General features: G+C 64.7%; 21 protein-coding genes. 14 read left to right on the top strand and 7 right to left on the bottom strand.

What is annotated here, in order from left to right:
* Window positions 1-249: 249 nt before the first annotated feature.
* The 4 genes from mmsB to CO656_RS11020 form a co-directional block, all read right to left on the bottom strand.
* Window positions 250-1,146 carry a 3-hydroxyisobutyrate dehydrogenase gene (gene mmsB / locus CO656_RS11035; protein ID WP_037418965.1) on the bottom strand — a complete coding sequence of 299 codons (897 nt, stop codon included), beginning with the start codon at window positions 1,144-1,146 and terminating at the stop codon, window positions 250-252.
* Window positions 1,147-1,203: 57 nt separating this feature from the next.
* Entirely contained in the window at window positions 1,204-2,271 is a 1,068-nt protein-coding gene (locus CO656_RS11030; RefSeq protein ID WP_097525785.1) for an enoyl-CoA hydratase/isomerase family protein, read from the bottom strand.
* Between the two features lie 12 nt (window positions 2,272-2,283).
* Window positions 2,284-3,426 (bottom strand): isobutyryl-CoA dehydrogenase, encoded by a 1,143-nt coding sequence (locus tag CO656_RS11025; RefSeq protein WP_179864747.1) that lies wholly within the window; start codon window positions 3,424-3,426, stop codon window positions 2,284-2,286.
* 127 nt (window positions 3,427-3,553) lie between these two features.
* Window positions 3,554-4,972, bottom strand: coding sequence for an XRE family transcriptional regulator (locus CO656_RS11020; protein WP_097525783.1), 1,419 nt, complete (start codon window positions 4,970-4,972; stop codon window positions 3,554-3,556).
* 240 nt (window positions 4,973-5,212) lie between these two features.
* Between CO656_RS11020 and CO656_RS11015 the strand changes: the two genes are divergently transcribed.
* From CO656_RS11015 to CO656_RS10980, 8 genes are all read left to right on the top strand, one after another.
* On the top strand, window positions 5,213-6,745 hold the full coding sequence (locus tag CO656_RS11015) for an acyl-CoA carboxylase subunit beta (RefSeq protein ID WP_097525782.1): 1,533 nt from the start codon (window positions 5,213-5,215) through the stop codon (window positions 6,743-6,745).
* An 8-nt stretch (window positions 6,746-6,753) separates the two neighbouring features.
* On the top strand, window positions 6,754-7,038 hold the full coding sequence (locus tag CO656_RS11010) for a hypothetical protein (RefSeq protein WP_037418984.1): 285 nt from the start codon (window positions 6,754-6,756) through the stop codon (window positions 7,036-7,038).
* A gap of 29 nt (window positions 7,039-7,067) precedes the next feature.
* Window positions 7,068-9,071 (top strand): acetyl/propionyl/methylcrotonyl-CoA carboxylase subunit alpha, encoded by a 2,004-nt coding sequence (locus CO656_RS11005; RefSeq protein ID WP_179864746.1) that lies wholly within the window; start codon window positions 7,068-7,070, stop codon window positions 9,069-9,071.
* 251 nt (window positions 9,072-9,322) lie between these two features.
* On the top strand, window positions 9,323-11,461 hold the full coding sequence (gene scpA / locus CO656_RS11000; protein WP_097525968.1) for a methylmalonyl-CoA mutase: 2,139 nt from the start codon (window positions 9,323-9,325) through the stop codon (window positions 11,459-11,461).
* Window positions 11,462-11,632: 171 nt separating this feature from the next.
* Complete coding sequence (locus tag CO656_RS10995; protein ID WP_097525780.1) at window positions 11,633-12,424, top strand: citryl-CoA lyase; 792 nt, start codon at window positions 11,633-11,635, stop codon at window positions 12,422-12,424.
* 2 nt (window positions 12,425-12,426) lie between these two features.
* Window positions 12,427-13,734 (top strand): AMP-binding protein, encoded by a 1,308-nt coding sequence (locus CO656_RS10990; RefSeq protein WP_179864745.1) that lies wholly within the window; start codon window positions 12,427-12,429, stop codon window positions 13,732-13,734.
* Between the two features lie 51 nt (window positions 13,735-13,785).
* Entirely contained in the window at window positions 13,786-14,376 is a 591-nt protein-coding gene (locus CO656_RS10985) for a VOC family protein (RefSeq protein ID WP_037418943.1), read from the top strand.
* Between the two features lie 22 nt (window positions 14,377-14,398).
* The gene (locus tag CO656_RS10980; RefSeq protein ID WP_037418940.1) at window positions 14,399-15,085 is read left to right on the top strand and encodes a glutathione S-transferase family protein; all 687 of its coding nucleotides are present in this window, start codon (window positions 14,399-14,401) and stop codon (window positions 15,083-15,085) included.
* Window positions 15,086-15,097: 12 nt separating this feature from the next.
* Here CO656_RS10980 and CO656_RS10975 read toward each other — a convergent pair whose 3' ends face one another.
* Entirely contained in the window at window positions 15,098-15,724 is a 627-nt protein-coding gene (locus tag CO656_RS10975) for a hypothetical protein (protein ID WP_097525778.1), read from the bottom strand.
* A 29-nt stretch (window positions 15,725-15,753) separates the two neighbouring features.
* Window positions 15,754-17,148 (bottom strand): selenium-binding family protein, encoded by a 1,395-nt coding sequence (locus tag CO656_RS10970; protein WP_097525777.1) that lies wholly within the window; start codon window positions 17,146-17,148, stop codon window positions 15,754-15,756.
* Between the two features lie 132 nt (window positions 17,149-17,280).
* Between CO656_RS10970 and CO656_RS10965 the strand changes: the two genes are divergently transcribed.
* Window positions 17,281-17,592 (top strand): DUF1905 domain-containing protein, encoded by a 312-nt coding sequence (locus CO656_RS10965; RefSeq protein ID WP_097525776.1) that lies wholly within the window; start codon window positions 17,281-17,283, stop codon window positions 17,590-17,592.
* On the opposite strand, the gene phnF is transcribed toward CO656_RS10965, so the two are convergent.
* Entirely contained in the window at window positions 17,576-18,322 is a 747-nt protein-coding gene (phnF, locus tag CO656_RS10960) for a phosphonate metabolism transcriptional regulator PhnF (RefSeq protein ID WP_097525967.1), read from the bottom strand. The two genes, CO656_RS10965 and phnF, sit on opposite strands and share 17 nt — an antisense overlap.
* 85 nt (window positions 18,323-18,407) lie before the next feature.
* On the opposite strand from phnF, the gene phnG reads away from it, so the two are divergent.
* From phnG to phnK, 5 genes are read left to right on the top strand one after another with little or no spacing between them, the layout of a single operon-like run.
* Window positions 18,408-18,875, top strand: a complete 468-nt coding sequence (gene phnG / locus CO656_RS10955) for a phosphonate C-P lyase system protein PhnG (protein ID WP_097525775.1) — start codon at window positions 18,408-18,410, stop codon at window positions 18,873-18,875.
* Window positions 18,875-19,483, top strand: coding sequence for a phosphonate C-P lyase system protein PhnH (gene phnH, locus CO656_RS10950; protein WP_097525774.1), 609 nt, complete (start codon window positions 18,875-18,877; stop codon window positions 19,481-19,483). Before phnG ends, phnH begins: the two co-directional genes overlap by 1 nt.
* A gap of 3 nt (window positions 19,484-19,486) precedes the next feature.
* Complete coding sequence (locus tag CO656_RS10945; protein WP_097525773.1) at window positions 19,487-20,593, top strand: carbon-phosphorus lyase complex subunit PhnI; 1,107 nt, start codon at window positions 19,487-19,489, stop codon at window positions 20,591-20,593.
* Window positions 20,590-21,483, top strand: a complete 894-nt coding sequence (locus CO656_RS10940; RefSeq protein WP_097525772.1) for an alpha-D-ribose 1-methylphosphonate 5-phosphate C-P-lyase PhnJ — start codon at window positions 20,590-20,592, stop codon at window positions 21,481-21,483. The genes CO656_RS10945 and CO656_RS10940 overlap by 4 nt, the downstream gene beginning before the upstream one ends.
* The gene (gene phnK, locus CO656_RS10935; RefSeq protein ID WP_095678063.1) at window positions 21,480-22,256 is read left to right on the top strand and encodes a phosphonate C-P lyase system protein PhnK; all 777 of its coding nucleotides are present in this window, start codon (window positions 21,480-21,482) and stop codon (window positions 22,254-22,256) included. Before CO656_RS10940 ends, phnK begins: the two co-directional genes overlap by 4 nt.
* The last annotated feature ends 1 nt before the right edge of the window (window position 22,257 follow it).

Here is a 22,257-nt window from a genome sequence, read left to right as displayed (position 1 = left end):
GACAGCGACCTTGACTGGATCCACTGGGGAATCTCCCCGCGAAGTAAAGCTCTGAGTCGAGGGCGATACCCCTCTGCCCTGCCGGGCATCTCCCCCAAAAGGGTGGAGATCGGCAAGGATCTGCGCTTTCGCCCGTCGGCCACTCCGCAGATTGGGCAAGGGCTTAAAGTGCCGCCTCTCTCCACGCTAATGCCCGGCAGTGCAGAGGGGGCAACAGCCACCTGTGTGCTCCTAAATGCGTGAGCATTACTACCCGCTCTTCGCCTCCTCCGTCCCACGCAACATGCGGATCAGCCCGGAGAAATCCTCGGCCCCATGGCCGAGCTTCTCGAACAGGCTGTAGAGCTGCGCCGCCTGGGCGCCCAACGGCGTCGTCGCGCCGCTCGCGCTCGCCGCCTGCTGGGCCAGCATCAGGTCTTTCAGCATCAGGCTCGCCATGAAGCCGGGCTTATAGTCGTTGTTGGCCGGCGAGGCCGGCACGGGTCCGGGCACCGGGCAATAGCTGGTCAGGGACCAGCACTGGCCGGAGGAGGTGGAGGCGACGTCGAAGAGCGCCTGGTGCGACAGGCCGAGCCGCTCGGCGAGCACGAAGGCTTCGCAGACCGCCGCCATCGAGACGCCGAGGATCATGTTGTTGCAGATCTTGGCGGCCTGGCCGGCACCGGCATCGCCGCAATGGACGATCTTCTTGCCCATCGCTTCGAGAAGGTGCTTGCCGCGGGAAAAGGCCCCGTCGCTGCCGCCGACCATGAACGTCAGCGTTCCGGCGGCCGCACCGGCGGTGCCGCCGGAAACCGGCGCATCGAGCGATGGGCAACCGGCCTTGTCGGCAAAACCGTGGACCTTGCGGGCGCTTTCGACGTCGATCGTCGAACTGTCGATGATCAGCGTGCCCGGATCGACGAAGCCGAGCAGCTCGTCCCAGACATAGATGACATGCGATCCGGCCGGCAGCATGGTGATGACGCATTCGGTTTCGCGCACCGCCTGGGAGATCGATCCGCCCACGGAAACGCCCGACTTGGCGGCCGCGTTGCGCGAGGCCTCCGACAGGTCGAAGCCGGTGACGGCGTGTCCCGCCTTCACCAGGTTGGCGGCCATCGGGCCGCCCATATTGCCAAGCCCGATAAAGGCGATCTTGGTCATCTTGTCTCTCCTCCTCCTCAACTCACGTCCCATGGCCCAGCGATTGGCGCGGCCGCGTCAGCCACCGGCAAAAAGCGGCGCGCCGTTATAGTTCCCGAAGCGCGCAAGCATCTGCGGCGTGGCCTCCTTGAGCCCGACCGACCACTTCGGATTGCGGTCCTTGTCGATCACCGCGGCGCGCACGCCTTCGTAGAAATCCGGGTTCGACAGCATGGCGACACAGCCCGCATATTCCCGCTCGAGGCAGTCGTTCAGCGTCACGCTCTCGCGGCCGGCCCGCAGCAGCGAAAGGGTGAGTTTCAGGCTGATCGCCGAGCGCGTCTTCAGGAGGGCAAGCGTCTCGCGGGCGAAGTCCGAACCGTCCTTTTCCAGTGCCGCCAAGATTTCCTCGACCGTGTCAAAGGCGAAGCAGCGGTCGATGAGGGCAATGTGCGCGAGCAGCGCCGAGGCTGGCGCCTCGCTTGACACGGCGCGGATCGCGGCCGAAACATCCTCGGCAGTGGCGGACGGCGAAAGCCCGACGAGAGAGCCAATCAGCTGATCGAGCTTCTCCGACGAAACGAAACTGTCGGCAAGCCGCGCGTAGATCGCCGCCGCAGCCCCAACGTCGCGGCCGGTGAGACCGAGATAGGTGCCGAATTCGCCCGGCGCCCGCGGCAGGAGCCATGTCGCCCCGACATCGGTGAAATAGCCGATGCCGGTCTCGGGCATGGCGAAGCGCGTTTTCTCGGTGACGATGCGGTGGCTGCCATGGGAGGAGATGCCGACCCCGCCGCCCATGACGATGCCGTCCATGATGGCGACATAGGGCTTGCCATAGGCGGCAATGCGGCTGTTGACGATGAACTCCTCGCGCCAGAATTGCGCTCCCTCCTGCGGGCGTTCGCGGCCGCTCTCGTAGATCATGCGGATATCGCCGCCAGCACAAAGCCCGCGCTCGCCCTCGCCGGTGACGAGAACGGCGGCGATGGCCGGATCATCCTCGAATTCGGTGAGCGCCGCGTCGATCGCCCGGATCATCGCCAGGTTGAGGCTGTTCAGCGCGCGCGGCCGGTTGAGCCGGAGCCTGCCGATCGCGCCTTGACGTTCGACGATGACCTCCGGTTGAGCGGTCTGCATCTCCATGAAGTGTCCTTCCTATTTCCGTCCCATGACGGCGCGCGACACGATCAGCCGCATGATCTCGTTCGTTCCTTCGAGTATCTGGTGCACCCTTAGGTCCCTGACAATCTTCTCGACGCCGTAATCGGCGAGATAGCCGTAGCCGCCGTGCAGCTGCAGCGCTTCGTTGGCGACAGCAAAGCAGCGATCCGTGACGAAACGTTTGGCCATGGCGCAGAGCTTGGTCGCCTCCGGGTCACCCGAATCGAGGGCCGAGGCCGCACGCCAGAGGAAGGTGCGGGCGATTTCCAGATCGGTCGCCATGTCGGCGAGGCGAAACTGCAGCGCCTGGAATTCGCCGATCGCTCTTCCGAAGGCGCGGCGCTCCTGGACATAGGCGAGCGCCTTGTCGAAGGCGGCCTGTGCACCTCCGAGCGAGGCGGCGGCGATGTTGAGGCGACCGCCATCGAGCCCTGCCATGGCGATCCTGAAGCCCTGGCCCTCGGCGCCCAGGCGGTTCTCGGCCGGAACGCGGACGTTGTCGAGCATCACCGCCCGCGTCGGCTGGGCGTGCCAGCCCATCTTCTTCTCGTTGGCGCCAAAGGTCAGACCGGGCGTCTCCTTGTCGACGACGAAGGCGGAAATGCCCTTCGGCCCCTCTTCGCCGGTGCGCGCCATGACGATGTAGAAGCCGGATTCGCCGGCCCCGGAAATGAACTGCTTCTGCCCGGTGAGCAGGTAGGCGTCGCCGTCACGCACGGCCTTGGTCTTCAGCGCCGCCGCGTCCGAGCCGGAACCGGGCTCGGTCAGGCAATAGCTCGCCAGGATTTCCATGGTGAGCAGCCGCGGCAGCAGCCGCTGACGCTGCTCCTCGGTCCCGTAGCGATCAATCATGCCGGCGCACATATTGTGGATCGATACGAAGGAGGCGATCGCCGGGCAGCCGGTCGCCAGCGCCTCAATGATCATCGCGGCGTCGAGGCGCGTGAGCCCCGTGCCGCCGACGTCGTCGCGGACATAGATGCCCGCCATGCCGAGGGCGGCGGCGGCGCGCAGCGTCTCCACCGGAAAATGCTTCTGCTGGTCCCAGTCGATCGCGTGGGGCGCGAGCTCGTCGCAGGCGAAATCGAGCGCCATCGCGCGGATGGCTTCCTGCTCCTCCGACAGGCGAAAATCCATATGCATGTCCTCCCTGACCGGCATATTGACGATATGGCGCTGTAGTTACATCAAATCTCGCACAGGCACAGACGCAAATTCTCACAGCATCTGTTCAAAATCGAACAGACCTTCGAGACGAGGCAGATCAGCTCTCACTCAAACGATACGGCAGAGAGCCGCGCATGTCATGGTCAACGATCAACTTGCGCTTCAGCGGAGGGACGGCGCGGCTCGCGCATTTGGTGCGGTCGCAGATGCGGCAGGAGATGCCGATCGGATCGAAGGCGGCACGGTTGCCGAGATCGAGGTCGTCCGCATAGACGAAGGCGTCGGCATAGGAGATCTCGCAGCCGAGCGCCAGCGCATAGCGCGGATGGGCGGCGCGGTAGCCGCCGCCGCCCTTGGTGATCTGGGTGGCGAGACACAGGTAGCGCACGCCGTCGGGCGTCTCGGCGAGCTGGCGGATGATCCGGCCGGGCGCCTCAAAGGCCTGATGGACGTTCCAGAGCGGGCAGGCCGCACCGAAACGGGCGAATTGCAGCTTGGCGGCGCTGTGGCGCTTGGTGATGTTGCCGGCCCGGTCGATGCGGGCGAAGAAGATCGGAATGCCCTTCTGGCCCGGCCGCTGCAAGGTCGACAGCCGGTGGCAGACCTGTTCCAGCGAGGCGCCGAACCGGGCGGCGATGAGTTCGATATCATGGCGCAGCTCGCGCGCCGCCTTGAGGAATGTCTGGTAGGGCAGGATCAGCGCGCCTGCGAAATAATTCTGCAGGCCGATGCGACAGATTTCATGGGCCTCCTCGGTGCGGAAGCCGGCGCTTCCCGCCACCCGATCGATCTCCTCGCGGGCGTGAAGCTGGGCGATCTGCAGCGCCAGCTGGAAGTCGCGCGTCGGCGGCGGGGCGTAGGGATTCAAGGTCAGAATACGGGCGCGCGGATCGAAGCGGCGGATCGCCTCGTCGCCGGCGGCGCCCCGCACGACGCGCACGCCGTGCCGCTGTTCGAGATAGCTTGTGAGCGCGGCGTGACTGTCGCCCTCTCCCAGGCGGAGTTCGCCCGCCAGGCGCTCGGCCAGAGTGTCGATCTCGTGGATGTAGTTGTCGACGAAATGGAAGAAGTCGCGCACTTCCTCGTAGGGGGTGGTCTCGACGAAGGAAGCGTTGCGGCCGATCGTGTCGTCGATGCTGGCGAGCTGTTCGCTGTTGCGGCGATAGGCCTGGTGGCACTTGATCAGCGCATGCGCTAGTCCCGGCGCGTTCTGGCTGATCAGCTTGAGTTCCTGGAGGCTCGGCGCATAGGTCTCGAACAGCGGGTCGCTGAGCGCTTCCGTAAGCGCCGATAGCAGCCGGTCACCCTCGCCGGTGGAGAGTTCGGCGATATCGATCTGGAATTTCTCCGCCAGCGCCAGGAGCACCGCCGCCGAGACCGGGCGCTGATTGTTCTCGATCTGGTTGAGGTAGCTCGTCGAGATGCCGATCCGCTCGGCGAACTGGCCCTGGGTGGCGCGGTTTGCTTCCCTGACTTCCCTGACCTTGCGGCCGATATAGAGCTTGCCGATCGCCATTTCGCAACTTCGCAATTTGCGGTTTACAATTTTCTATATTCCACCTTTGCACATCATCGGCCGTTTTACCATCCGACCTTCGGCGCTATTGCCATCCTGCAGCGCCGCGCGTCCGATCAGACGCGTAAGCGTCGCCATAGCACTTTTGAATTGCTGCATGTTTCTTTAAATCCGCTAGGATTTGAGTTGATATGCAGGAGCGAAGCCTCTGCACAATCAGCAAAAAACAGGAGGAGAGCGATGCGCGCCATACTTGAACAGGTCGAGGCCCGGCGGGCCGAGGCACGCGCCGGCGGCGGCGAGAAGCGCATTGCCGCTCAGCACGGCAAGGGCAAGCTGACGGCGCGCGAGCGCATCGACGTGCTGCTCGACGAAGACTCCTTCGAAGAGTACGACATGTATGTGACGCATCGTTGCGTCGATTTCGGCATGGCCAACCAGAAGGTCGCCGGCGACGGCGTCGTCACCGGCTGGGGCACGATCAACGGCCGCCAGGTCTATGTGTTTTCCCAGGACTTCACCGTGCTCGGCGGCTCGCTCTCCGAGACCCACGCCCAGAAGATCTGCAAGGTCATGGACATGGCGGCTCGCAACGGCGCCCCGGTGATCGGTCTCAACGACAGCGGCGGCGCCCGCATCCAGGAAGGCGTCTCCTCGCTCGCCGGCTATGCCGAGGTGTTCCGCCGAAATGCCGAGGTCTCCGGCGTCGTCCCGCAGATCTCGGTGATCATGGGGCCCTGCGCCGGCGGCGCCGTCTATTCGCCGGCGATGACCGACTTCATCTTCATGGTGCGCGACTCATCCTACATGTTCGTGACCGGGCCGGATGTGGTGAAGACGGTGACGAACGAGATCGTCACGGCGGAGGAACTCGGCGGTGCCCGTACCCACACGACCAAATCCTCGGTCGCCGACGGCGCCTATGAGAACGACATCGAGGCGCTCGAACAGGTACGGCTGCTGTTCGATTTCCTGCCATTGAACAACCGCGAGAAGCCGCCGGTGCGGCCCTTCCATGACGACCCTGCACGCCTCGAGATGCGGCTCGACAGCCTCATTCCGGAAAGCGCCGCCAAGCCCTACGACATGAAGGAGCTGATCCTCGCCGTTGCCGACGAGGGTGACTTCTTCGAGCTGCAGGCGGATTTCGCCCGCAACATCATCACCGGCTTCATCCGCCTGGAAGGCCAGACAGTCGGTGTCGTCGCCAACCAGCCGATGGTGCTCGCCGGCTGCCTCGACATCGATTCCTCGCGGAAAGCCGCGCGCTTCGTGCGCTTCTGCGACGCCTTCTCGATCCCGATCCTGACGCTCGTCGACGTGCCCGGCTTCTTGCCCGGCACCGCCCAGGAATATGGCGGCGTCATCAAGCACGGCGCCAAGCTCCTGTTCGCCTACAGCCAGGCGACGGTGCCGATGGTGACGCTGATCACTCGCAAGGCCTATGGCGGCGCCTATGACGTCATGGCCTCGAAGCATATCGGCGCCGACGTCAACTATGCCTGGCCGACGGCCGAGATCGCCGTGATGGGCGCCAAGGGCGCGACCGAGATCCTCTATCGCTCCGAACTCGGCGATTCGGAGAAGATCGCGGCGCGCACGAAGGAGTACGAGGAGCGCTTCGCCAATCCCTTTGTCGCCGCAGAGCGCGGCTTTATCGACGAGGTGATCATGCCGCACTCCTCGCGCCGCCGCATCGCCCGCGCCTTCGCCTCGCTTCGCAACAAGCAGGTGGAGACCCGCTGGCGCAAGCACGATACGATTCCGCTTTGATGGACACCATGGGGCAGAAACTGCAGGTTCGGATGACGCCCAACGCCGCCGGCCGCGGTCACCGCCGCTTGCTGCGGCATCTGGCGATGAGCACCCTCTCCGGGCTCGTCGCCGGGGCGGTCGCTGTCGGCACGCTGATGATGCTCGACATCGGCTCGATCGGCACGCTGGTGGCGCGCTCCACCGACCCGTTGCTTGCCGCAGCGACGGTGCTTGCGCCCTTCGCCCTTGTCGGCGCCGCCGCGGGTGCCGCGATCGGCTTGCTGCCCTATTTCAGAAAATTCAGGCGATGACGCGACCGAAAGAGTTCAAAGGGAAACGGATGTTCAAGAAAATCCTCATCGCCAATCGCGGCGAAATCGCCTGCCGCGTCATCAAGACCGCCAGGAAGCTCGGGATTGCGACCGTCGCCGTCTATTCCGACGCCGACCGCGACGCCATGCATGTGCGCCTGGCGGACGAGGCCGTCCATATCGGCCCGTCCCCGTCGAGCCAGTCCTACATCGTCATCGACAAGATCCTTGAGGCGATCCGCAAGACCGGTGCCGACGCCGTCCATCCAGGCTACGGCTTCCTGTCCGAAAACGCCGCCTTCGCCGAGGCGTTGGAAAAGGAGGGCGTCGCCTTCATCGGCCCGCCGGTCAAGGCGATCGAGGCGATGGGCGACAAGATCACCTCGAAGAAGATCGCGGCCAAGGCCGGCGTTTCCACCGTTCCCGGCCATATGGGCCTGATCGAGGACGCCGACGAGGCGGCGCGGATTGCTTCGTCGATCGGCTTTCCGGTGATGATCAAGGCCTCGGCCGGCGGCGGCGGCAAGGGGATGCGCATTGCCTGGAACGAGCGCGAGGCGCGCGAAGGCTTCCAGTCGTCGAAGAACGAGGCGAAAAGCTCGTTTGGCGACGACCGCATCTTCATCGAGAAATTCGTGACCGAACCGCGCCACATCGAGATCCAGGTGCTCGGCGACAAGCACGGCAACACGCTCTATCTCGGCGAGCGGGAATGCTCGATCCAGCGGCGGAACCAGAAGGTCATCGAGGAGGCCCCCTCGCCATTCCTTGACGAAACGACCCGCCGTGCCATGGGCGAGCAGGCGGTGGCGCTCGCCAGGGCCGTCGGCTATCACTCGGCCGGCACGGTCGAATTCATCGTCGACGGCGAGCGCAACTTCTATTTCCTCGAGATGAACACCCGCCTGCAGGTCGAGCATCCGGTGACGGAGCTCGTCACCGGCCTCGATCTCGTCGAGCAGATGATCCGCGTCGCCGCCGGCGAGAAGCTCGCCTTCGGCCAAGGCGACGTGAAGCTCGAAGGCTGGGCGATCGAGAGCCGGCTCTATGCCGAGGACCCCTATCGCAACTTCCTGCCCTCGATCGGCCGGCTGACGCGCTACCGGCCGCCGGCAGAGGGCCGGCAGGACGATGGCACGGTCATCCGCAACGACACCGGCGTCTTCGAGGGCGGCGAGATCTCGATGTACTACGACCCTATGATCGCCAAGCTCTGCACCTGGGGGCCGGATCGTGCAGCGTCAGTCGCGGCGATGGCGGAGGCGCTCGACGCCTTCGAGGTCGAAGGCATCGGCCACAACCTGCCGTTCCTTTCCGCCGTGATGCAGCAGGACCGCTTCCGCGAGGGACGGCTGACGACCGCCTATATCGCCGAGGAATTCGCCGATGGCTTCCACGGCGTCGTGCCGGACGAGGCATCGGCGATGAAACTCGCCGCCATCGCCGTCACCATCAATCAGGCGCTGCAGGAGCGCGCCAGCCGGGTTTCCGGGACGATCGGCAACCCCCGCCGGGTCGTCGGCCATGAGTGGATGGTGAACCTTGCCGAGCGCGAATTCCAGGCGACTGCGGATCTTTCGGCCGACGGCGGCTACATCCGTTTCGCCGATGGACCGGCCATTTCGGTCGCCAGCGACTGGCTTCCCGGCCGCACGCTCGCCACCTTCGAGCTCGACAATCGGCCGATCAATGTGAAGGTCGACCTCGCCGGCACCGGCTTAAGACTGCGCTGGCGCGGCATCGATGTCGTCGCCCGGGTCAGAAGCCCGCGCGTCGCCGAACTCGCCCGGCTGATGCCGAAGAAGCCGCCGCCGGACACCTCGAAGATGCTGCTCTGCCCGATGCCCGGCGTCGTCACCTCGATTGCAGTGAAGGCCGGCGATGCGGTCGAGGCCGGCCAATCGCTCGCCGTCGTCGAGGCGATGAAGATGGAAAACATCCTGCGGGCCGAAAAGCGCGCGACGGTGAAGCGCGTTGCGATCGCCGCCGGCGCTAGCCTGGCGGTGGATGAGCTGATCATGGAGTTCGAGTGATGGGGATCGTCGCGACGTGGGTACAGGTACCCCCTCTGCCCTGCCGGGCATCTCCCCCTCAAGGGGGGGAGATCGGCAAGACGCGAGCTCGCCACTCACCTCTTCGATGGCCTTAACTGCGCATCACCAGTTGGAGTGGTGCGCAACGGTCCCTCCTCTATCTTCCCCCTTGAGGGGGAGATGCCCGGCAGGGCAGAGGGGGGGGGTGTCCTCAAATGCGGCGAAATACGCATATGCACGGAGTGGCGTCGATGCCTGACAAAAACCTCAAAGACTGGGAAGCCCTCGCCGAGAAGGAGCTGAAGGCCTCCCCCGAAAGCCTCACTTGGCATACGCCGGAGGGCATCGAGGTCAAACCGCTCTACACGCGCGACGACCTCGCGGACATCGGCGTGCTCGACTCGCTCCCAGGCTTCGAGCCCTTCCTGCGCGGCCCGCGTGCCACCATGTATGCCGGCCGCCCCTGGACGATCCGGCAATATGCCGGCTTCTCCACGGCGGAAGCCTCGAACGCCTTCTATCGCAAGGCGCTTGCCGCCGGCCAGCAGGGCGTCTCGGTCGCCTTCGACCTCGCCACCCATCGTGGCTATGACAGCGACCACCCCCGCGTCGTCGGCGACGTCGGCAAGGCGGGGGTGGCAATCGACTCGGTCGAGGACATGAAGATCCTGTTCGACGGCATCCCGCTCGAGAAAATCTCAGTCTCGATGACCATGAACGGCGCGGTGATCCCGATCCTCGCCTCCTTCATCGTTGCCGGCGAGGAACAGGGCGTGTCGCGTGAGAACCTCTCCGGGACCATCCAGAACGACATTCTCAAGGAGTTCATGGTTCGCAACACTTACATCTACCCGCCGGAACCCTCGATGCGGATCGTCGCCGACATCATCGAATATACGGCGAAGGAGATGCCGAAATTCAACTCGATCTCGATCTCCGGCTATCATATGCAGGAGGCCGGCGCGACGCTGGTGCAGGAGCTTGCCTTCACGCTGGCCGACGGGCGCGAATATGTGCGCGCGGCTCTCGCGAAGGGGCTGAACGTCGACGACTTCGCCGGCCGGCTCTCCTTCTTCTTCGCGATCGGTATGAACTTCTTCATGGAGGCCGCGAAGCTGCGCGCCGCGCGCCTTCTCTGGACGCGGATCATGAAGGAGTTCGAGCCGACGAAGGCATCTTCGCTGATGCTCCGGACCCATTGCCAGACCTCCGGCGTCTCGCTCGCCGAGCAGGATCCCTATAACAACATCATCCGCACGGCCTTCGAGGCGATGTCGGCCGTGCTTGGCGGCACGCAGTCGCTGCATACCAATTCCTTCGACGAGGCGATTGCGCTGCCGACCGAGTTTTCCGCCCGTATCGCCCGCAACACGCAACTGATCCTGCAGCACGAGACGGGCGTGACGAAAGTCGTCGACCCGCTCGCCGGCTCCTACTACGTCGAGAGTCTCACGAACGAGCTTGCCGAAAAGGCCTGGGCGCTGATCGAGGAAGTGGAAGCGCTCGGCGGCATGACCAAGGCGGTCAATGCGGGCCTGCCGAAGCGGCTGATCGAAGAGGCGGCAACCCGCCGCCAGGCGGCGGTCGACCGGGGCGACGAGGTCATCGTCGGCGTCAACAAATATCGACTCGAGAACGAAGAACCAATCGACATTCTCCAGATCGACAACGCCGCCGTCCGGACGGCCCAGATCAAACGGATCGAGGAAACCAGGCGGCGCCGCGACTCGCAGAAGGTGAAGCAGATGCTGGAAACGCTGGCCGAAGTGGCAAGAAGCGGCAAGGGCAATCTGCTTGGCGCTGCGGTCGAGGCGGCACGGGCGCGCGCCACCGTCGGCGAAATCTCCGACGCGATGCGGCAGGCCTTCGGCGACCATGCAGCCATTCCCGAGGTCGTCACCGACATCTACGGCAAGGCCTATGAGGGCGACCCGGAGCTCGGCGTGCTGTCCGGACGGCTCGGGGAGGTCACAAAACGGCTTGGTCATAAGCCGAAGATCATGGTCGCCAAGCTCGGCCAGGACGGCCACGACCGCGGCGCCAAGGTGATCGCCTCGGCCTTCGGCGACATCGGCTTCGATGTCGTCGCCGGCCCCTTGTTCCAGACGCCGGACGAGGCGGCCGAACTGGCGCTTGCCGAGGAGGTCACCGTCGTCGGCGTTTCCTCGCTCGCCGCCGGCCACAGGACGCTGATGCCGCAACTCGCCGAAGCGCTGAAGAAGCGCGGCGGAAAGGACATCATCGTCGTCTGCGGCGGCGTCATCCCGCGACAGGACTATCAGTATCTGATTGAGAACGGCGTCTCCGCCGTCTTCGGGCCAGGCACGCATGTGCTCGATGCGGCGCGCGCGGTGCTCGACCTGATCGAAGGCAAGCGGCGCAACGTCTGAAGACCATCGGCAAGGATGCCATTCCGAGGATGGCTCGCGAGGCGAGCCGTCCTTTGCACGCGCCGAGCGCGCAACGTGCGCCGCTTTACCTCGGCTTTTTTTGAACTACTATCATCGCTGTAGCGCGCCCCGCGGACAACAGCGTCCGCAGACACCGCCAGAGGGAACCGCATGCAGATCGGCAAACCTCACGAGGCGATCACCCGCATTTGCCAGGCAAGTGCGGACAGCGTTGAGGTGCGCGGCCGCGATCTCTGCCGCGATCTCATGGGACGGCTGAGCTTTACCGAGTATTTCTACCTGCTGCTGACCGGGCGGGAGCCGACGGATAACCAGCGCTACTTTCTCGACCTGCTGCTCATTGGCATCGCCGAGCACGGCATGATGCCGACGGTACAGGCGGCGCGCATGACGCTCGCCGCCGACCCGGATTCCCTACAGGGCGCCTTGGCGGCGGGTCTTCTCGGCTGCGGCCCTGTGCTGGTCGGAACAGCGGAGCGATGCGGCAAGTTTCTGGCCGAGGCGCAGGCCCGGGTCGCAGCCGGCGAGGAGGCGAAGCTGGTCGCCGTCGCAATGCTGCAGGACGTCCGTAGGGCCGGCGGAAAGCTGCCGGGATTCGGCCACCCGGTGCATCGCCCGACCGATCCCCGCGCCGAACGGATCCTCGAACTCGCGGACGCGCGCGGCGTCAGCGGACCGCATGTCCGCATGGCGCGAAACTTCCGCGCCGCTGCGGCCGAGGCCTGGGGCAAGCCCCTGGTGATGAACGTTTCCATGCCGATCGCCGCCGTGCTTCTCGATCTCGATTTTCCGGTTGCGATGATCAAGGCGGTGCCGCTGCTGGCCCGCGCCGGCGGCCTGCTTGCCCATCTCGCCGAGGAGCAGCAACGCCCGATCGGTTTCACCTTGGCAGCGCATGCGGAAGCGGCTGTCACCTACCAGAACGACAAGGGCGACGGCTGATCATGTTCGAGCCCGATGTCGAGACGCTGCCCTGGCGCGACCAGATCCGGTTGGATGACGCGCTCTACCGAAAGCAGATCGCATACCTGCTGGCGCGTTCGCGTTTTTATCAGCGCAAGCTCGGCGAGGCGGGTTTCGACACAGCCGAAATGATCGGCGGGCTCGATGCGATCGCCGATCTGCCGCTGACCGAGAAGAGCGATATCCGGGCGAGTTGCAGTGACGCAGAGCCGATGGGTGCGCATGTCGCCGCACCTATGGACCAGATTGTCCGCATCTATTCCACCAGCGGGACGACCGGGACGCCGAGCTATATTCCGCTGACGGCGCAGGATCTTGACAATTGGGTGACGGCGTCGGCGCGCAGCTATTCCGCCTCGGGGATCAGGCAAGGCGAGGCGATCGTTTCGACCTACAACGCCGGACCCTTCGCTGCTGGCGCCGCACTCGGCGCCTTCGACCGGCTAGGCATGTGCCACATCCCGGTCGGCACCGGCAACACCGAACGCCTGATGGCCGCCATTCGCCTTTTAAGGCCCTCGGCGGCGGTGATGACGCCGTCCTACGCGGCCCACCTTTGCGAATGGGCCGCCGACCGCGGCTTCGATCTCAAAGGCTCCAGCGTCCGCCGGTTACTCGTCGCCGGCGAACCGGGGGGCGGCGAACCTAAATTTAGGGCGCGCCTTGAGGAGGCCTGGGGCGCAAAGGTCACCGAGGCCATGGGCATCGGTGACATCGGCGTGTCGCTGTGGGGCGAATGCGAGGAACAATGCGGTATGCATCTCGGTGCCCGCGGCTTCGTCCACGCCGAGCTGATCGATCCCGATTCGGCAGCGCCGATAGCCCTTGCCGACGGCGCGAAAGGCGAGCTGGTGCTCACCCATCTTCGCCATCAGGCGGCACCGATGCTGAGGTTCCGCACGCGTGACCATGTGGAGATGTGGACGTCTCCCTGCCGCTGCGGACGGACGGCGCCGCGGCTGCGCTGCATCGGCCGGACAGACGACCTTTTGATCGTCCGCGGCGTCAACGTGTTTCCCTCGGCTATCCGCGACGTCGTGAACGAATTTGCCCCGGCCGTCAGCGGCGCCATCCTGATAACACCGGTGGCCGCGGGTGCCCGGCAGCAGCCGCCCTTGCCGGTTTCGGTGGAACTCGCCAGGGACAGCGAAGGCATCGCGAATCTGGCCGAGAGGATCCAGAAGCGTATTCGTGAGGTGCTCGTCGTTTCAACAAGAATAAAAATGGTGCCCTGGGGCACTCTCCAGCGCAGCGAATACAAGTCGAAACTGGTGCATCAAACGGCATGAGGAAAGCGGCTTTCCGCGCTCACCCGCGGAAGAAGATTAGGGAGGACGGCAATGCGGAAGCTTCAATCGCAGGGGGTCCATCACATAACGCTGGTCGGAGCCGACCGGCAGACGTCGATCGACTTCTGGGAGGGCATTCTCGGCATGCCCTTCATCTTCGAGCAGCCGAATCTCGACCGGGCCTCGGAAAGCCATCTCTATTTCGATCCCGGCGACGGGCGGCTGATCACCGTCTTCACCGACGAGACCCGCAAGCCCGATCCGAAACGGACGTCGACGGATATCGGCTGCGTGCATCACATCGCCTTCGCCGTCTCGCGGGCGACATTCCAGCAGGCGGTCGAGCGCCTCGATGAGCGCAACATCCGCCACAGCGGCGTCAAGGATCGCGGCTTCATGGACTCGATCTATTTCGAAGACCCGCTCGGCCTCCTGGTCGAGCTCGCCTCCTACCGCTTCGAGCCGCCGGCCGGCCACACCCATGCCGACGTGCTGATGGAGGCGCACAACATCCGGCTGGCGCGCGGCGACTACGCCATCGCCGAGGTGCATCTCGCCGATGCGATCGAGGCACTGATCGAAAGTGTACGGCCGACGCTCTCGGCTGACCGCGCGCCGAAGGACCCATATGGATCAATTTAGGGAAGCAGAGGGAGGAAGGCAGATGGCAACGATAAAGCTCAACGTGATCAAGCCCAGCGTCAACAACATGACGGTGCGCGTGTTTCTAAGGGCGGCAAATCTCGATTTTGCCGAGCATGACGTCTACGGACAAACCCGCTCCGCCGAATATCTGGCTCGCGCCCCGTCGCATCTGACGCCGATGATCGAAACGGCGGACCTGCCCAGGGGCGCGCTCTGGGAAAGCTGCGCGATCATGCAGTATCTCTGCAACAAGCATGGACTCGATCGGTTCTATCCGAAGGACCCGGAAGCGCGCGCAATGATCGATAGCGCCATGTTCTACCTGATCGGCACCTTCTATCCTTATCTGGCCCGCGCCACCTACCCGGCTCTCAATTTCCCGCAATATCCGGGCGAAGTCGGCTTCAGCGAGGCGGATGCGGAAACCAAGGAGCGGGCCCGCCAGGCCGCCGCTGAGGCGCTTGCCGAACCGCTCGAGGTCTTCCGCCTTTTCTACATAGGCGACAAGCCGTTCATCGGCGGCGACAGCCCGTCGATCGCGGATATCAGGCTTGCCGCGACACTCGAATTCCTAGCGGCGATCGACTATTCCCTGCCGGACTGGGCCAAGACCTATGTCGCGGCCATGGAGACGTCGCTTGGCGACGCCTATAACGAGCCGGCCGCCGATGTCCGCGGCTACATCGATTATGTGAAGTCGTTGTAGGCAGAATGCGCTTTACCAGACGAGGAGGATGATGCCGGTTGCGCCGAGTGCGGCGATCCAGAGCCGATCGAAATTGATCCATGCGGATCGCAATCCGGCAAGGCCAAGCCAGGTAAAGACCATCAGGGCAATCGCGGCGATCACCGCGAGCATCGCGCCGGTATGGACGGCAATTGCAGCAAGGGAAACCGAGAGCGAGTCGGTGGTGCCGGCCACCCCCGCCTGATCGGAAAGGCAGAGGCTAAGCACCGCGGGCACGAGCATCAGTCCGGCGCCATGGCTCGTGGCCATCAGGAAGGACCAGGCCGCAAGCCCCGCCATGCCGGCTTGCATGCCGACCCTGACGCGATGACGGTGTCCGTAGATGGCAAGATAGCCGGTAAGGCCCAGGATGAAGACGGCGGTAACGAGCTGCAGGCCGCGCAGGTCCATGACCGCCCCGAAGGCGACCATCGCGGCGAGCACGGTCCCAATGGAAACGGCATGCCCGAGGGCGATCGGGACAAGCGAGAGCCAGACGGTGCGGGCGCTTTGCCGATGCAGCCCGAGCGCCACGGCGAAAAGCCAGCCCATCGCCGGATTGGCGCCGTGAAAGGCGCCGAGACCGGCAAGCGAGAGCCAGGGCCAGAAATCCATTATCCGCTCCGGCGAGCATCGTTCTGCTCACTTCAAGAATAGCAATAGGAATCCGACGAACAGTCGCCACCCTCGAGCCGAACCTGATGCGGCCGGTGGCCCTTCGGCCAGTCGACGAAGAATTTTCCGTCGAAGGAAATCCCGCCATTGTCGCCGACATCGAGCTTCACCATCCAGCCGTCGAGACCCTCCGGATAGAATTGCGGGTCGATGGCGCCATAAAGCGAATTGGTGAAGTAGACCCGCTTGCCGTCGCGGCTGATCTCCACCATCTGCGGCCCGCCGTTCAAGCGGCCATTCGATGCCTTCGGATGCGTCGCGCGCGCGACGATTCCGCCGATCCGCACCCGTCCGGCCTCCTTCGGCGCAAGCGGATCAGAAACGTCGTATTGGATCATGTCTCCGGTGCCCCAGCAGGAGACGTAGAGGAAGCGATCATCCATCGAGAGGTCGATATCGGTGACGAGCGGCGGCACGGCCTGGAAGCCCTTGAGCAAGGGCGGCAAGAGGTCCGGATCGGCCGGCTCTGCGGGTATCTCGATCACCTTCTTCACCGCCCACTGGTTGCCTTCGCGATACCAGGTCCAAATCGATGCGGAGAGGTCCTTAAGGCTGATGACGCAGCCGACGAAACCATGGGCCTTGGTCGGATCATGGGCCGGGCGCAATTCGAAGACGAGCTGATGTTCCTCGCCGAAGTCGATCTCCTGCAGGTGCTTGCGCGTATGCAGATCCCAGAAATGCAGCCGGCGGCCATACTGGGAGCCGAGCAGCACTTCCGGAACGAGGCCGTTTTCGAACGTATCGGGCGTTCCCCATTCGCTGGTGATCATCGTGTCGTGGCCGAGATGCCACCAGAAGTCATAGGCGAGCTTCTGCGGGCCGCGGTCCATTTCCCATTGGCCGAGCACGTCGAAACTGTCGTGGTCGAGCAGGAAGATGCCGCCTGGCGCCTTGCCGTCACGGTCGGCGAGCGCGTTGACGTAGATGCCCTCCGGTCCGCAATGGATCGTGTGCAGCCGCGAATAGTTGGCCCGTTCGGCGACTTCCTCGGGCTCGATGACGCGGACGATCTCAGGCTTGCGTGGATCGGGCTTCGTGTCGATGATATGCAGCCGCGATGATCTCAAGCCGGGCACGACGAGGTAGCGGCGCTCGACATGCGGATGCGGCGCATTGGGGCACAAGCAGGATGAGCAGGCGTTCCAGCCGAAATGGTGAAGCTCGTCGCCGACATTCGGCATGTCGACCTGCCCGACGATCTGAGAATAGCTTGCGGATGCCGGGTCGAGGTCGACGACGGCGATTGCGTCCGGCCGCTGCCGGTCCGGGTCGAAGGCCGCCACATAGGCAAGCGTCTCTTTCGGCGCCTTGGCGGCCATGCGTGGGGATGGATAGAAGGAAGGATCGGGTCGCCACGTCGCCATTTCGTTTCTCCCCCAGAGAAGACAATGCGTGGATCCTGATGCAAGCTTAGGTGATGCGGCAAAAACGCGTCGGAAATGCGGCGTTTTGGCCTTATTTAACGGAATGGCGGCAAGCGAGAGTAACTGAGACAGATGGGCGAATTCGAATTCGACGGCGAGCTCTGGCTCTATCCCGGCAAGGGCGGCTGGCACTTCGTCACCCTGCCAGCGGAGATTGCACGGCAGATCAAGTTCCTGGCCGAACGGGGAAAACGCGGCTGGGGTAGCGAGGCTGTGATCGCACGCACGGGCAAGACGGATTGGACCACGTCGATCTTCCCCGACAAGGCCTCGGGTTCGTTCCTGCTGCCGGTGAAGGCGGAGGTTCGGCAGCGAGAAAAACTGGCTGCCGGTCAAACGATGCGCATCAAGCTGTCGTTGGACGGCGCTAAGTCTCGACCCTGAGCTTCATCCGGTCGGCTGCAAAACGCGTCCGCGAGTATTCGACCGGCCGGCCTTCGAGGTCGGCATTGACCGATTGGGCCTCTAGCACGATCGCCCCGGGTGAAAGCTGGAGCAGCGTCAGCTCCTCCGCTTCCGCATGTCGCGCGACGATCTCGGTGGAAGCGCGGACATAATCGTAGACGCCCTGGGCGGCGAAGGCCTTGGTCACGGAGCCGAGACGGGCATATTCCTCCGCCATCCGCGGAAAGCGGTCGGCGGGAAAATAGCTGAGCGACGTGGAGAGCGGCCGGCCGTCGCCACTGCTGACGGTGTGGAGCTCGACGAGCAGCGCACTCGGAGCAAGACCTAGTGCCGTGGCAATCTCGCCGCTCGCCGGCACTTGGCCGTGCGCCAGCAGCCGGGTGCCGATTTCCCTCACCTGTCGGCCGAGCCCCTGCGAGAAGCGGGTACGCCGCGAGATCGGATAGGTGACCCGCTCCTTGCGCTCGATCAGCGTGCCGCGCCCCTGCACGGCGCGCACCAGTCCTTCGTCGGCAAGGGCCGCCAGCGCGCTGCGGACCGTATGGCGGTTGACGCCGAAGTCGTGCGCCAGCGCCGTCTCGGGCGGCACCATTCCGGTCGTGTCGTAGTCGCCATTGCTGATCGCCAGCCGTATGCGGTCGGCAATCTGCCGCCAGAGCGCCACACCGGTCTGCCGCTCGACCGTTTTTTTCACTGCCGTTTTTGCCACCGTCACAAGCCTGTCATTTCCGACCGTTAGAGAATGGTATAGGATGTATAGTTGTCTAGATCAATAGACATTTGGGATGAAGCAAATGGACGCGAAGCAGAGATTTGAAGCCCCAGAGGCGTGGGATCGCAAGGAAGGCATGCGGCTTCTGGCCCGCGCCACCCTTGCGGAACTGACGGCCGCCTGGGAAGCCATAGCCGACAAGCCGGACGTGGCGCCGGTCCGCGGTCCGGAGACCGGACTCGTCATGGTGCGCGGCCGCATCGGCGGCTGCGGCGATCCTTTCAACCTGGGCGAGGCGACAGTGTCACGTGCCACCGTCCGGCTCTCGACCGGCGAGGTCGGCCACGGGCAGATGCTCGGCACCGACAAGGAGCGCGCCCGCTACGCGGCGATCTTCGACGCCCTTTTCCAGCACGATGCGCACCGTCCGGCGGTCGAAGCGCTGCACCGGCTGATCGCCGCCCGCCTCGATAGGCAAGACCAGCGGAAAGCCGAGGAGACGGCGGCGACCCGCGTCGATTTCTTCACCATGGTCCGGGGAGAGGATTGATGGGCACGCAGTCGCAGATCTATGCCGGCGCCTTCGCCGATCCCGTCTTCGCGGCGCAATCCGTGTTCCGCACCCTGATGGACAGTTTTGCCCGCCCGGGCACCATCGGCCGCCTCTCGGCTCAATCGTCACCACGCTCGCCTCTTGGTAACGCCAGCGGCGCCGTGGCACTGACGCTCTGCGATCACGACACCCCCGTCTGGCTCTCACCGGCGCTCGCCAAATCTTCGGTGCCGCAATGGATCGCCTTCCATACCGGCGCCGCCCTGACCGAAGCCAAGGACGAGGCGCGTTTCGCCTTCGTCGAGAAGGGGGCCGCGGTGCCGGGCTTCGATCAGTTCGCCCTCGGCACCCAGGAATATCCCGACCGCTCGACGACGCTGGTGGTCGAGATCGAGGCACTGACCGGCGGTGAGGCGCTCGTCGCTCGCGGGCCGGGCATCAAAACTGAGATCGGCGTCGCACCGAAGGGCCTGCCGGACGTCTTTCTCGACTTCTGGGCGGCCAACTGGGCGGTCTTCCCGCGCGGCATCGATCTGGTGCTGACGTCGGGCGACGCGGTGCTCTGCCTGCCGCGCACGACGAAGCTCTCGGCGAAGGAGTTCTGATCCATGTATGTTGCCGTGAAGGGCGGGGAAGCCGCCATCGCCAATGCGCATCGCCTGCTTGCCGACCGCCGGCGCGGCGACCGCTCGCTGCCCTCGATCACCATCGAGCAGGTGGTCGAGCAGCTCGGTCTGGCCGTCGATCGCGTCATGGCCGAGGCCTCGCTTTACGACCGCTCGCTCGCCGCACTTGCCGTGCGCCAAGCGCGCGGCGACATGATAGAGGCGATCTTCATCCTGCGCGCCTATCGCACCACGCTCCCCCGCTTCGGCTATTCCGAGCCGATCGACACTGCCGGAATGCTGGTCGAACGGCGCGTGTCCGCCACCTACAAGGACCTGCCCGGCGGTCAGCTTCTCGGCCCCACTTTCGACTACACCCACCGCCTGCTCGACCCGTCGCTCATCGGCGACGAACCGGTCGCGGCGCCGGCGATGAAGTCATCGGGCGAACAGGTCATGCGCGTCTCGGACATTCTCGACGGCGAGGGCCTGATCGAAGTCGACGGCCAGATGCCCGATGGTCATGTGGCGGGCGACCTGACGCGAGAGCCGATGGAATTCCCGATGGCCCGCGACCTGCGCCTGCAGGCCCTTGCCCGCGGCGACGAAGGCTTTCTCTTGGCGCTCGCCTATTCCACCCAGCGCGGCTACGGCCGCACCCATCCCTTCGTCGGCGAGGTCCGGATCGGCGAGGTGGAGGTCGAGCTTGATCTGCCGGAGCTCGGCTTCGCCGTCTCGCTCGGCACCATCCGCGTAACCGAATGCCAGATGGTCAACCAGTTCAAGGGCTCGGCCAAACAGCCGCCGCAATTCACCCGTGGCTACGGTCTCGTTTTCGGCCAGAGCGAACGGAAGGCCATGTCGATGTCGCTCGTCGACCGGGCGCTCCGGACCGACGAGTTCAGTGAGGACATCGTCGCCCCGGCCCAGGACCAGGAATTCGTCATCTCGCATGCCGACAACGTCCAGGCGACCGGCTTCGTCGAGCATCTGAAGCTGCCGCACTACGTCGATTTCCAGGCCGAGCTCGACCTGGTGCGGCGCATGCGCCGCGACTACAAGGCCGCCCACGCCGGCCAAGCGGAAGGCATGAAGGAGGCCGCCGAATGAACGACCTTGCCACCTACAATTTCGCCTATCTCGACGAACAGACGAAGCGGATGATCCGGCGGGCGATTCTCAAGGCGATCGCCATTCCCGGCTACCAGGTGCCCTTCGCCTCCCGCGAAATGCCGATGCCCTATGGCTGGGGCACCGGCGGCGTGCAGGTCACCGCCTCAATCCTTGGCCCCGATGACGTTTTGAAGGTCATCGACCAGGGCGCCGACGACACCACCAATGCCGTCTCGATCCGCGCCTTCTTCCAGAAGGTCGCTAACATCGCCGTCACCACCAAGACGACGGATGCGACGATCATCCAAACGCGCCACCGCATTCCCGAGGAGCCGCTTCGAGAAGGCCAGACGCTCGTCTACCAGGTGCCGATCCCGGAACCGTTGCGCTTCCTGGAGCCACGCGAGACCGAGACGCGCAAGATGCATGCGCTCGAAGAATACGGCCTCATGCATGTGAAGCTCTACGAGGACATCGCCCGCAACGGCCACATCGCCACGACCTATGCCTATCCGGTCAAGGTCGAGGGCCGCTACGTCATGGACCCCTCGCCGACGCCGAAATTCGACAATCCGAAGATGCACATGTCGGAGGCGCTGCAGCTCTTCGGCGCCGGCCGCGAGAAACGCATCTATGCGGTGCCGCCCTTCACCGAGGTCGTCAGCCTCGATTTCGAGGACCACCCTTTCGAGATCCAGAAATTCGACAAGCCCTGCGCGCTCTGCGGTGCGGAGAACGTCTATCTTGACGAGGTGGTGCTCGACGACAAGGGTGGGCGCATGTTCGTCTGCTCCGACACCGACCATTGCGAGGAGCGGCAAGCGAATGGGCACGCCGGCGCCATGCTCGGTCGCCCCCAGAACGAACGCAAGGAGCCCGCAGAATGAGCGCCCTGCCGCTTCTCAAGGTCAAGGACGTCTCGAAGTTCTACGGAAGCCGTATCGGCTGCCGCAATGTCTCCTTCGAGCTCTATCCCGGCGAGGTGCTCGCCGTCGTCGGCGAGTCCGGTTCTGGCAAGACGACGCTGCTTTCCTGCCTCTCGACTCGGCTAATGCCGAGCTCCGGCATCATCGAATACCACATGCGCGACGGCCAGTACCGCGATCTGGCCCATATGGGCGAGGCCGAGCGGCGCTTCCTGATGCGCACCGATTGGGGTTTCGTGCACCAGAACCCTGCCGATGGGCTGAGGATGACGGTTTCGGCCGGCGCCAATGTCGGCGAGCGGCTGATGGCGGTCGGCGACCGGCACTACGGCAATATCCGCGCCAGCGCCAGCGACTGGCTACGGCGCGTCGAGATCGGCGAGGACCGGATCGACGACCAGCCGCGCGCCTTTTCCGGCGGCATGCGCCAGCGCCTGCAGATCGCCCGCAATCTAGTCACCTCGCCCCGCCTCGTCTTCATGGACGAGCCAACCGGCGGCCTCGACGTCTCGGTTCAGGCGCGCCTCCTCGATCTGGTGCGCGGCCTCGTCCACGACCTCGGGCTGGCCGCGATCATCGTCACCCACGACCTCGCGGTGGCCCGCCTCCTCTCGCACCGGATGATGGTGATGAAGGACGGCACGGTTATCGAACAGGGGCTGACCGACCGCGTGCTCGACGACCCGCGCGAGCCCTATACGCAGCTTCTCGTCTCTTCGATCCTGCAGGTGTGAT

Source organism: Sinorhizobium sp. FG01, assembly GCF_002531875.1.
Lineage (GTDB): Bacteria > Pseudomonadota > Alphaproteobacteria > Rhizobiales > Rhizobiaceae > Sinorhizobium > Sinorhizobium fredii_C.
This window is presented reverse-complemented; position numbering and strand designations above follow the sequence as displayed.